Here is a 12,087-nt window from a genome sequence, read left to right as displayed (position 1 = left end):
GCGTCGGATGGTTTTGCGACTGCTGCGCAGCCGAACGGGGATAAATCCCCTCGCCACGGGGACGGTGTTAACTTTGACTAGCGGTTCAGGCCATCAGGTGCAGATGGTTGTCCCAGAGCCCCGCCGGCAATTCCAGCGGCTTGGCCAGCAGCTCATCCTGACGGCAATCGTAGTAGCGGCAACGCCCTTGGCCGGACGTCACAACGAAACCGTCCTGCACCGCACCGACACCGGCGCAATCCGGCAACGGTGCATCAAGGCGCACTTCGCCGCTGTCCAGATCCCAGATAAAGAAGCGGTTGCCACGCGGCGCCGTCAGCGCGACCAGACGCAAATCGCTGTGCACCGCCACACTGGCGGTGTAATGCCCCATCGACTGCAACTGCTGCTCCGGTACCGGGAACGCCACGAACGGTTGCCCCGGACGCTTGATCGCCAGTAACTCCGAGCGCTCATGCGACGCGCCCATGAATTGCTGGCCGGCGACGATGGTGCCGTCGCTGGCGATACCCAGATGGCGCACGCTGTTCATCTGCTGGGCGAGGGTTTCCTTGCTCAGCAACGTACCGTCGCGCTGCATCAGCACCAGACTTGGCTCCATGGCACTGAGGTTCATCTCGACGCGGCTTTCCGCCTCGGTACGAATCCCGCCGTTGGCCACCACCAGCGTCTCGCCATCGGGCATCCACGACACCTGATGCGGGCCGAGGCCGTGGGTGGAAATCTCGCCCGTGTGCACCAGCCGCTCGCCTTCGAACTTGTACACACCGAGCAATCCACGGCCAGGGTCGGTGGTGTCGTTCTCGGTGGCGTACAGGTATTCGCCGTCCTTGTGCACCACGGCGTGCCCGTAGAAATGCCGGTTCGGCTGCGAGGTCAGCGTCTGCAGCAACGTGCCGTCGCGCAGGTCGATCAGGTAACTCTCGGTACCCGGACGACGCGCGACGAACAGTGCAATCGGCTGCGTCGGGTGGTTGATGATGTCGTGGCAACGCTGGCCGACTTCGGTGGCGAACACGCGCGTGCCGTCCAGCCGATAACCGACGGCGTAGTGCTTGCCGTCGGTGTCGTCGCGCGCCGACAGCAGCAGCGGGCTCTGATCCTTGCGTTTGAACAGCGTCCAGCCGCCCAGCGTCACTGCTCCCAGCAGCGCACTACCTAAAGCCAAAGCCTGGCGTCGCAGCATGGCACTTGCCCTCATCAGTCACCGTCGTTGGCGTTAAAGCCCAGTTGAATGCCCAGCGCCTTGGCCAGTTCGCCTTCGTGCAGGCGATGGACGACGTTGAGGCTGTCGTAGATGTCGTTGAGTTGTTGACGACCGGCGTCGTCTTCAAGCATTTCGCCGAGCGAACGCTGAGTGCTGCCGAACAGTTTCAGCGAAGCGGCATAAGCGGCATCGATCTTGTCGGCCAATGGCTTTTGCTCCGCTGGCAACAGACCTCGCAGGCCTTTGTTGTCGACGCCTTCCCACACGGTTTTGGCGGCGGCGAGACTGGCTTCCAGCGCGGTCAGGGACGACTGGCTGCGCCAGGCATCGGCCTGGAACGGCTGCGGCACGCCCTTGCTCTGGCGGCCCATTGGCGTGCCGAGTTTTTTCTTCAGGGTGTCCAGCGCGGTCACTTGCACACGCAGCAGATCGGCGATCGCTTCGTGGGAATCGGCGTAACGCTGGTTGGGGAACTTGGTCATCTGCGCAAGCATGCCGTCGCTGTTGTTCCAGCTCGCCAGAATCTCTTCGGCCAGTTGCTTCTGACGTTCGCCGATGGCGATCAGCAGAGGGCAGTACTTGGCTTTCTGCTCGGCGTTGGCGACGTCAGGCTTGGCGTCGAAGAGGATGTATTCGTAAGCCGACAGACCTTGCACGACGACGCTCGATTTGGCCAGACCGGCGGCATCGATTTGCGGCTGCGCGACCACCAATTGCTCGACCTGACGGCCGACGAGGTTTTTCTTGTCCGGCCAGAACTGCACCTGCCACGAGCGGTTGCCTTCAGCGAGCGGTCCGATCAGCAACGGCTGCAGCTCGGCCCAGGCTTTCTGCGCGTGCAGGAAGTCGGCGCGGGCAGTCTCCAGGGTTTCTTTGCCCTGGCAGTAGGCGAGGGCGCTGACCGCCAGTTGCTTGTCGGCCTCGACCCAACGGGTGTAGGTCGGCAGGATCACCGATTTGGCGATGGCCGCCGAGGTGACCGCTTGCGGATCCTGCGGCGAGCAGGCGCCAAGGGCGAGCGCGGCAAGGCTGGTGAACAGTAGCTTGGGACGGAACATGTCGGGCTCCCGATTCTTTATCAGTGTTTAAAGTGAGTTCAAAAACGCCAGCAGCGCGGCACGCTGCTCGGCGTTGAAAGCTAAAACCTGCTGCTGCGCGGATTTTGCTTCGCCGCCGTGCCAGAGCACCGCTTCGAGCAGATTGCGCGCGCGACCGTCATGCAAAAACTGGGTGTGACCGCTGACCGCTTGTGTCAGGCCAATCCCCCACAACGGCGGCGTGCGCCAATCGCGGCCGGAGGCCTGGAATTCCGTGCGGTGGTCGGCCAGACCGTCGCCCATGTCATGCAGCAACAGATCGCTGTACGGGCGAATCACTTGATTGGCCAGTTCAGGTTCGGCCGCGTTGGCGGCGGTGGTGTATTTCGGTGTGTGACACGAATCGCAGCCGGCCTGGAAAAACAGGTTCTTGCCGGCCAGTACCTGTTCATCGTTGATGCCACGACGCGCAGGTACGGCGAGGTTACGGCTGTAGAACAGCACCAGACGCAAAATGTTATCGCTGACTTCCGGTTCACCGTCCGGGCCATTGCCGTTTGGCGCCTGTTTGCAGGCGGTTTGCGCGTCGGTGCAGTCATCGAACGGTCTCAGGCTGGTCGTGAGGCCCATATCACCCGAAAACGCGTGAACATTCTGTTGATTGAGGTTCGGTTGCCCGGCCTTCCAGCCAAACCTGCCCATGACGGTTTTTTGCAATGCGTCATCCCAGACCTGATTGGGGCGACCATTGATACCGTTTTTCGCTTTGGCCTGTGCGGCGGCGTTGGCGAGGATCGCTTCTTCGGGGATCGCTTCGAGCAGGCCGAGGCCGATCATCGGCGGCGCGACGCGTGCGGAAAAACGCGTGTCCGGGTGCATCGGGCCGTAGCCGAGCTGAGTGATCTGCAACACCGGTTTGCGCAGTTCGACTTCGCTGCCGTCCTTGAACCGTACCGGCACCGGCGTGTAGTCGACGCGCACTTTGCCTTCCGGCGCGACGCCGGGCACGGCCATGTCCTGGAACTGGCCACCGTAGACTGGCTCTGGCACCACGCCGACTTGCTCGATGACTTTGGCAAATTCCGGCGCATCGGGAATCGACAACCGGACCAGCATCGACACCGCGTTGGCCGCATCCGGCGTTGGCGGATGACCGCGCCCGTCCTTGATGTGGCAGTTCTGGCAGGCGTTGGTGTTGAACAACGGGCCGAGGCCATCGCGCGCGGTGGTGGTCGACGGCGCGATCACCCACGGGCTGCGGAAGAAGCTGTTACCGACGCTGAAGTCCACCCGCCGCGACGGTGGCAGGTTCGCCGAGGGCAGCGAGAACGCATTCTGATCAGTCTTGCGCACGGTCGCCGCACCGCCGGAACGCGCTTCACCGGGCTCGGCCTTGGTGAAACGCGGGGCGTCATCGCAGGCACTCAGGCCCAGGGCCAGCAACAGTGCGGACAAGCGAAGAGGCAGCGAGGGCATCAGACATCCTGCGGACGGGCAAAAATAAAGGCGCAAAGTCTAACAGGGCTAGGGGGTTTGAATAAGAGGAATTATCGTTTGCTTGATTTGACGCAAGCCTTGAACACCATGGAAACCTTGTGGGAGCGAGCCTGCTCGCGAAAGCGGTGTCCGACGCGCTGAAAATGTGGCGGCCGATACAGCCTTCGCGAGCAGGCTCGCTCCCACAGGGATGGGTGGTGTACCTGATATCGAACACACCCTGAAGCAGGGGTTTGTGTTTGGCATGCATGAAAAAGGCGACCCGAAGGTCGCCTTTTTTTGAAGCGGACGTACGTGATCAGAACTCGTGATCAGCGTTGTCCGGGTTCAGGTCGCTGATGCCCAGTTTGCCGGCAGCGGCTTCGATCGAACCGGTCTGCTTGACCAAGGATGCGATGGCGTCGCGGACGATCTGGTTGCCAGCGGTGTTGCCCGCCGCGATCAACTGGTCGTAGTGCTCACCCTTGTTGGCGTGATCGACCATGACCTGGATCTTGGCTTCAGTGGCAGCCAGATCGGCTTTCAGCGCGGTGTCGGCAGCCGGATCAGCCTTGGCCACCAGCGACGACAGGCTGGCGCCGGTCATCTTGGTGCCGTCAACACGGGTGTACTCGCCCAGGTAAACGTTACGAATGCCTTTGGCATCGTAGAAGTGCGAGTTGTGCGTGTTGTCGCTGAAGCAATCCTGCTCGTCTTCAGGGGAGTTGGCTTCCAGGGACACCTTCATGCGCTCGCCCGCCAGTTCGCCCAGCGATAGGCTGCCCATGCCGAAGAGCATTTTGCGCAGACCGGTTTCGCCCGGCTCGGCTTCCAGAGTGGCGCGGTAGTTGTCAGCCACGTTCGGCTTCCAGTTGCCGACCATTTCTTCGAGGTCGCTGACCAGCAGTTGGGTCACGGACTTCAGGTAGGCACGACGACGATCGTTGTGACCGCCAGTAGCGCCGGCGCCTTCCAGATAGTCGGAAGCCGGACGGTTGCCAGCGCCCGGGCCGGTGCCGTTGAGGTCTTGGCCCCACAGGAGGAATTCGATGGCGTGGTAGCCGGTGGCGACGTTGGCTTCGGAGCCGCCCAGCTCGTTGAGGCTGGCAAGTTTTTCCGGAGTGATGTCCTTGACGTCGACCTTGTCTTCGCCGACCTGAACTTCGGTGTTGGCGATGATGTTGGCGGTGGCGCCCGGGTTACCCAGTGCGTGCTCGTAGGATTTGTCGACGTAGTCGATCAGACCCTCGTCCAATGGCCAGGCGTTAACCTGACCTTCCCAATCGTCGATGATGGTGTTGCCGAAGCGGAACACTTCGCTCTGCAGGTACGGAACGCGCGCGGCGACCCAGGCAGCCTTGGCGGCTTTCAAGGTGTCGGCGTTCGGCTTGGCGAGGAAGGCATCGACGGCGGTCTGCAGGGTTTTCGCGGTGGATTCGGCATCGCTGTAGACGGCGAAGACCATGTCGGCGTAATGCCCGACCACAGCCTTGGCGGCGGCTTCGTCGACTTTACCGGCAGCGGCAGGCGCAGCCGCAGGTGCGGTGGTGCTGGCGGCTGGAGTCGGTGCGGCCGGAGCGGCAGCCTTGTCTTTGCCTTCGCCGCAACCGGCGAGGGAAATAGCGATGGCCAGCAGACTGGCGGTAGCCAGAGGCATACGAATCATGGCGAACATCCTGCTTCGTTGATTGATTGACAGGCGCGGGGGTGCGCAAAGCTGCGACATAATGCAAATCTTTCGCATTATGTGTAAAGGGTTGTGGCTGGAAATATTTCTTATTTACGCAGATCAAAAGATCGCAGCCTCGTTTCACTCGACAGCTCCTACAGGGGAATGCGATTCATGTAGGAGCTGCCGCAGGCTCGGGCCGCGATCGGACGATCTTTTGACTTTTAAAGGATCGCCGCGTTACTGCGTTGTGCTTGTTTGAGATAGACGCTCAACTCGCGCGCCGGCAGCGGTTTGCTGTAGTGGTAACCCTGACCTTCGTGGCAGCCTTCGGAAATGATGTAGCTTTCCTGCTCGGCCGTTTCCACGCCCTCGGCAATTACCTGCATGCCAAGGCTCTTGCCCAGTTGAATGATCGCGCGAACGATCGTTGCATCGTCGTCGTCATCGAGCAGATCCTGAACGAAGCTCTTGTCGATCTTGATCTTGTCCAGTGGCAGGCTTTTCAGATAGCTCAACGATGAATAGCCGGTGCCGAAGTCATCGATGGCGATCAACGCTCCGGAGCGGCGCAGGCTGAGCAAGTGTTGGGCGGCGGTGCTGATGTCTTCCATCAGGCCGGTTTCAGTGACTTCCAGCTCCAGGCTGCGCGGCGGCAGGCGGTACATCTGCATCAGGTTGTTGACCACCCGTGGCAACTCGGCGTGGTGCAGTTGCACCGTCGACAGGTTGACCGCCATGCGCAAATCGGCAAAGCCCTGATCGTGCCATTCGCGCAATTGCTTGCAGGCCTGATCGAGCACCCATTCGCCGATGGCGATGATCGTGCCGTTCTGTTCCGCCAGCGGGATGAACAGGTCTGGCGGCACCAGACCGTGCTCCGGATGTTGCCAGCGAATCAGCGCTTCGACGCCGACCACGCGGTGGTCGCGATAGCTGATTTGCGGCTGATAGACGAGGTAGAACTGGTCGCGCAGCAAGGCATCGCGCAGGTCTTTTTCCAGTTCGCGGCGGCGACGCATCTCGCTGTCGACGCTGGCGATGTAGAACTGATAGCGGTTGCGCGAACGGGTCTTGGCCAGGGTCATGGTCTGCTCGGCCTTCTGCAACAGCTTCTCGGTGCTGTCGCCATCCTCCGGGAACAGGGTGATGCCGATGGTCGCGCGCAGGCGGATTTCCTGATGATCGAGGGCAAACGCCGCCTCGAGGTCATCAAGGATGCTTTGCGCCAGTTCTGCTGCTTCGTAAGGCTGTTCGATGTCGGCCTGCACCAGCGCAAACTGGTCACCGCCCAAGCGGGCGAGGGCACCTAAGCGGCCGCTGTGGGCGCGCAGACGATCAGCCAGCGCCAACAGCAATTGGTCGCCGGTCTGGTAGCTGAACTGTTCGTTGATGCCTTTGAAATCATCCAACCCCACGCACAACACCGCGACCCGGCGTTGCAGCTTGCCGGCGTCGACCAGAATCTTGTCCAGTTGCTGCTGCAATTGCTGGCGGTTGGGCAGACCAGTGAGGAAGTCGTACTGGGCCATGCGCAGCAGGCTGTTTTCCGCTTCGTGGCGCAGATGGGTGTTGCGTTCGATCGATTCGAGCAATTGATTGGCGGTGTTGATCCAGATCCCCAGTTCGTTTTTCTCGTGGCCCTTGAGCTGCGGAATCTTGTGTTCGCTGGGCCGGTCCGGATTGATCTCGGTGAGATGCTCGATGATCCGCGACAGCGGTTTGGTCAGCAGCCAGTGATAGACCAGATACAACACCAGGCCCATGGCCAGGGCACGCAGCACGCCGGAGATAAAGATGATCACCGAGCTGACGATAAAGCCTTCGCCATAGGTCGCGGTGTCGAGGGTGATGCTCAGGTCGCCGTAATACTCGCTGTACGGGCCGCGCCCCACCAGTTGGGTGGTGAAGGTGCGCTCCTGGCCGAGGATCAGGTCGGTCAGCCAGCGGCTGTTGGAATGCTGCAGATCGCGGGATTTCTGCGCGAGCATGGCTTCGTTGGGATGGCCGATGGAGGCCTGGCGCACGGCGTCGTCCTGGAACAGGCCTTCGATCACCTGCATGCCCATCTCCCGATCGAGGCTGTAAACCGCCTGGGTCGAGGGGTCGCGGAACATGTCGAGGATGCGTTCGGCGTCGCCGGCAACCGCCTGACGGGTTTTATAGGCATCGAAAACAATCTGCGCGCAGCTCAAGACTACGCCGACGATCAATGCCGACAGGAGCACGACCCGGAGCAACTTCACCGACAAGCTGTTCTTGAGTTCCAGCTTCAAAGGGTTATTCCTTAATCCGTGCGGGTAGCGTCAAGTTGCCATGAGTATTGGCAATCCCGTGTTGGCAGTCAAAGGGACAATCAGGCCCAGGATGAATTGCCTGTGGCGTTGGCCGAAATGCTGCTGTCTGGAGTATTAGCCCTATTTGTACTGTGTCGGTAGTTTTGGCCCTCAACTTGAGCGGTTCGCAGCTTTTTTTCCTCTTTTTGATGTTAGCCCGCTGTGGCATGGCGGCAAGCAGCGGCAGACAGCTTTAATCGTGAGAGAAACGCCATTGATCGTTCTCACGCTCAACGTGGGAATGCCGTTAGGGACGCTCTGCGTCCAGTGACGCGGAGCGTCACGGTATGCATTCCCACGCAGGAGCGTGGGAACGATCATCGAACGCCCATAAAAAAACCCGGCCAAAAGCCGGGTTTTTTGACTGGCGCGCAGCTTAAGCGGTGAAGGTTTTGCCTTCGAACTGCTCAGCAACGAACTTCCAGTTGACCAGGTTCCAGAACGCTTCGACATACTTCGGACGAACGTTGCGGTAGTCGATGTAGTAAGCGTGTTCCCAGACGTCGCAGGTCAGCAGCGGGGTGTCGCCGCTGGTCAGCGGGTTGCCGGCGCCGATGGTGCTGGCCAGAGCCAGGGAACCGTCAGCCTTTTTCACCAGCCAGCCCCAGCCGGAACCGAAGGTGCCGATTGAGGTTTTGCTGAACTCTTCCTTGAATTTGTCGAACGAACCGAAGGCTGCGTTGATGGCTTCAGCCAGCGCGCCGGTTGGTTGACCGCCGGCGTTTGGCGCCAGGCAGTTCCAGTAGAAAGTGTGGTTCCAGACCTGAGCGGCGTTGTTGAAGATACCGCCCGAGGAAGTCTTGACGATTTCTTCCAGGGTCGTGCCTTCGAACTCGGTGCCTGGCACCAGGTTGTTCAGGGTCACGACGTAGGTGGTGTGGTGCTTGTCGTGGTGGTATTCCAGGGTTTCCTTGGAAATGTGCGGCTGCAGGGCATCGTGTGCGTAAGGCAGCGGCGGCACTTCGAAAGCCATGATGATTCTCCTAATCAGGTCTGTTGCGGTGAGCGCAAGGCCGATCACGGGCGGCCAGAAATGCACCGGCGAGTTTTTACTCTTTGCGGCGCAGGGTTTCGATCATAGCACCGGGGTTGCGGCATAACCACGCAACAACTGTGTGGGATAGAGGTTCCAGAGCTGTTTGGAATAAATCAGGACGCCAATATCAGTTGTCCGGCGACCGTGAACATCATCAGCGCCACCACCAGATCAAGGATCCGCCAGGTACTCGGCCGGGCCAGCCACGGCGCCAACCACGCTGCACCCAATGCCAAGGTGAAAAACCACAACAGCGAAGCACTCGCAGCACCGACCACATAGGCCCCCGGCACCGATTGCTGCGCGCCGAGAGAGCCGATCAGCAACACCGTATCGAGATAAACGTGCGGGTTGAGCAAGGTCACTGCCAGCGCACTGAGCATCACCGCACGCAGCGAACGCACGGTCTGGTTTTCACCCTGATCCATGCTCTGTTTCGAACAGGCCCGGCGCAGTGCCTGGCTGCCGTACCAGATCAAAAATGTCGCGCCGCCCCAACGGGCAATCGCCAGCAGCGTCGGGTTCTGCGCCAGAACCGTCGCCAGGCCGAATACCCCGGCCGCGACCAGCAGCGCATCGCAGACCACGCACAATGCCGCCACCGGCAGGTGATGTTCACGGCGCAGGCTTTGCGCCAACACAAACGCGTTCTGCGTACCGATCGCCATGATCAGCCCGAACGCCACCAGCAAGCCGTTCACATAGCTTTGCCACATAAGAATTACTCCGCATTGGCTGCCAGGTCGCGCAGCACCTGCATGGCGCGCTCGGCATCGGCCTGGCCGACGAACAAATGGTCGTGGTAGTAACCGGCGATCACGTTGCAACTGATCCCGGCCTTGCCCAATGCCGTGGCGAATGCAGCGGTGAGGCCAACCGCCTCCAGCGCCGAATGGACGTTGAGGGTGATCCACGCGGCGACATAGTCGAAGCTGAATCCGGCCTGCTCGGCGTGGGCGCGTTCGACAATCACCGTCAGGCCTTCCTGTTCGCGGAAGCTGCCGACAATCTCCAGGCCACTGGGCAACTGGCCGTCGCGCAGGGTGCAGAACACGTATTCGCCGGCATTGAGTTGCGGGCTCATGCTGCGCAACAGGGTTGTGAGTGAGGTTTCGCCAGCCATTGAGGTGTTCCTTGATAAAGAGTGCTTGCTGGCTATTCTCCGGTCGAACGCTGTATAAGAAAAACCAATAGTGCTGATCGCTCATTAGGAAAACTGATGTTCGACTACAAATTACTTTCTGCTCTGGCCGCCGTGGTCGAGCAGGCTGGATTCGAACGTGCCGCGCAGGTACTGGGTTTGTCGCAATCGGCGATCTCGCAGCGGATCAAATTGCTCGAAGCGCGGGTCGGCCAACCGGTGCTGGTGCGCGGCACACCGCCGTCGCCGACCGAGATTGGCCGGCGGCTGCTTAACCATGTGCAGCAGGTGCGATTGCTTGAGCGTGACTTGCAAACGCTGGTGCCAGCGTTGGACGAAGAGGGCCTGCCGGAGCGTTTGCGTATCGCGCTCAACGCCGACAGCCTCGCCACGTGGTGGGCGCAAGCGGTGGGCGACTTCTGCGCAGAACAGCATTTGTTGCTGGATCTGATCGTCGAAGACCAGACCGTCGGCCTCAAACGCATGCGTGCCGGAGAAGTGGCCGCATGCCTTTGCGCCAGTGAACGGCCGGTGGCCGGCGCGCGCAGTGTGCTGCTCGGCGCGATGCGTTATCGCGCACTGGCCAGCCCGGCGTTCATCGAACGGCATTTCCCGGATGGCGTGCGCGCCGAACAATTGCCGCGCACCCCGGCGCTGGTGTTCGGCCCGGACGACTTCCTCCAGCATCGCTATCTGGCATCGCTGGGTGTCGATGGTGGTTTCGAGCACCATTTATGCCCGTCCTCGGAAGGTTTTATCCGTCTGACCGAAGCCGGACTCGGCTGGGGCCTGGTGCCGGAACTGCAAGTGCGCGAGCAGTTGCAGCGTGGCGAATTGCGCGAGCTGTTGCCAGATAAACCGATCGACGTGCCGTTGTACTGGCATCATTGGCGCAATGGCGGTCAGTTGCTGGGCTTGCTGACCGAGCAATTGGTGCGTGCTTCTGCGCAATGGCTAGTGCCTTTAAAACAGCCATAAGCGTCAAGCTGCGAGCGGCAAGTTCAGCGCTGCGCACCGTTTTAAACTTGCAGCTAAAAGCTCGATGCTTGCAGCTGTTTTTTTGTTGGAGCTCTACATGAAAATTCTGGTCACCGGCGCAAGCGGCTTCATTGGCGGACGCTTTGCGCGTTTCGCCCTGGAGCAGGGCCTGGACGTGCGGGTCAACGGTCGCCGGGCCGAGAGCGTCGAGCATCTGGTACGCCGTGGTGCCGAATTTGTGCCCGGCGATCTGACCGATCCCGAGTTGGTCCGCGAACTGTGTTCCGACGTCGAAGCTGTGGTGCATTGCGCTGGCGCCGTCGGGCTTTGGGGACGTTATCAGGACTTCCATCAGGGCAACGTGCAGGTCACCGAAAACGTCGTCGAAGCCTGCCTCAAGCAGCGCGTCCGGCGTTTGGTGCACCTGTCGTCGCCATCGATTTACTTCGATGGCCGCGACCATTTGGGCCTGACCGAAGAGCAAGTGCCCAAACGCTTCAAGCATCACTATGCCGCGACCAAGTACCTGGCTGAGCAAAAAGTCTTCGGTGCGCAGGAATTCGGTCTCGAAACCATCGCCCTGCGCCCGCGTTTCGTCACCGGTGCCGGCGACATGAGTATCTTCCCGCGCCTGCTCAACATGCAGCGCAAGGGTCGGCTGGCGATCATCGGCAACGGTCTGAACAAGGTCGATTTCACCAGCGTGCAGAACCTCAACGAAGCCATGCTCAGCAGTCTGCTGGCGGCGGGGTCTGCGCTGGGCAAGGCCTACAACATCAGCAACGGCGCGCCTGTGCCGCTGTGGGATGTGGTCAATTACGTGATGCGCAAGATGGAAGTCCCACAGGTCACCAAGTACCGTTCCTACGGATTGGCCTATAGCTTCGCGGCGCTCAACGAAGGTGCGTGCAAACTCTGGCCGGGCCGGCCGGAACCAACGCTGTCGCGCTTGGGCATGCAAGTGATGAAAAAAAATTTCACCCTCGACATCAGCCGCGCCCGGCATTATCTGGACTACGATCCGAAAGTCAGCCTGTGGTCGGCGCTGGATGAGTTCTGCGCATGGTGGAAAGCGCAGGACATTCGCTGAAACGCGTTGAAATGAATCGGCCGGCCGGCAATGAACCGCACCGCAGGTTGAGGGTCAATGCCTGCGGCTGCGCCGGTTATACTTCGCAGCATTTAGCCATCACCGCGTTTCACAAAG

10 protein-coding genes are annotated in these 12,087 nt (G+C 60.7%); 2 read left to right on the top strand and 8 right to left on the bottom strand.

Annotated elements, in window-relative coordinates; all coding sequences use genetic code 11:
• Positions 1-85: 85 nt before the first annotated feature.
• The 8 genes from ACIPZE_RS10235 to ACIPZE_RS10200 form a co-directional block, all read right to left on the bottom strand.
• Positions 86-1,186 (bottom strand): DUF1513 domain-containing protein, encoded by a 1,101-nt coding sequence (locus ACIPZE_RS10235; RefSeq protein ID WP_283439300.1) that lies wholly within the window; start codon positions 1,184-1,186, stop codon positions 86-88.
• A gap of 14 nt (positions 1,187-1,200) precedes the next feature.
• Positions 1,201-2,265 (bottom strand): imelysin family protein, encoded by a 1,065-nt coding sequence (locus ACIPZE_RS10230; protein ID WP_129395298.1) that lies wholly within the window; start codon positions 2,263-2,265, stop codon positions 1,201-1,203.
• A 27-nt stretch (positions 2,266-2,292) separates the two neighbouring features.
• Positions 2,293-3,720, bottom strand: coding sequence for a di-heme oxidoredictase family protein (locus tag ACIPZE_RS10225; RefSeq protein ID WP_400772707.1), 1,428 nt, complete (start codon positions 3,718-3,720; stop codon positions 2,293-2,295).
• A gap of 319 nt (positions 3,721-4,039) precedes the next feature.
• A complete protein-coding gene (locus ACIPZE_RS10220; protein ID WP_400772705.1) occupies positions 4,040-5,386 on the bottom strand; it encodes an imelysin family protein in 1,347 nt (448 codons plus the stop codon).
• A gap of 227 nt (positions 5,387-5,613) precedes the next feature.
• A complete protein-coding gene (locus ACIPZE_RS10215; RefSeq protein WP_283439297.1) occupies positions 5,614-7,665 on the bottom strand; it encodes a bifunctional diguanylate cyclase/phosphodiesterase in 2,052 nt (683 codons plus the stop codon).
• A 436-nt stretch (positions 7,666-8,101) separates the two neighbouring features.
• The gene (locus ACIPZE_RS10210) at positions 8,102-8,698 is read right to left on the bottom strand and encodes a superoxide dismutase (protein WP_400772704.1); all 597 of its coding nucleotides are present in this window, start codon (positions 8,696-8,698) and stop codon (positions 8,102-8,104) included.
• A gap of 176 nt (positions 8,699-8,874) precedes the next feature.
• Positions 8,875-9,477 carry a LysE/ArgO family amino acid transporter gene (locus tag ACIPZE_RS10205; protein WP_283439296.1) on the bottom strand — a complete coding sequence of 201 codons (603 nt, stop codon included), beginning with the start codon at positions 9,475-9,477 and terminating at the stop codon, positions 8,875-8,877.
• A 5-nt stretch (positions 9,478-9,482) separates the two neighbouring features.
• Entirely contained in the window at positions 9,483-9,884 is a 402-nt protein-coding gene (locus ACIPZE_RS10200) for an ACT domain-containing protein (protein ID WP_129395292.1), read from the bottom strand.
• A gap of 96 nt (positions 9,885-9,980) precedes the next feature.
• Between ACIPZE_RS10200 and ACIPZE_RS10195 the strand changes: the two genes are divergently transcribed.
• Positions 9,981-10,880, top strand: coding sequence for a LysR family transcriptional regulator ArgP (locus ACIPZE_RS10195; protein ID WP_283439295.1), 900 nt, complete (start codon positions 9,981-9,983; stop codon positions 10,878-10,880).
• 97 nt (positions 10,881-10,977) lie between these two features.
• Entirely contained in the window at positions 10,978-11,970 is a 993-nt protein-coding gene (locus ACIPZE_RS10190; RefSeq protein WP_283439294.1) for an NAD(P)-dependent oxidoreductase, read from the top strand.
• The last annotated feature ends 117 nt before the right edge of the window (positions 11,971-12,087 follow it).

This window comes from Pseudomonas sp. NPDC089741 (assembly GCF_044748825.1).
Lineage (GTDB): Bacteria > Pseudomonadota > Gammaproteobacteria > Pseudomonadales > Pseudomonadaceae > Aquipseudomonas > Aquipseudomonas helmanticensis.
The sequence above is the reverse complement of the archived record's forward strand: the minus strand, read 5'-3'. Positions and strand labels throughout refer to the sequence as shown.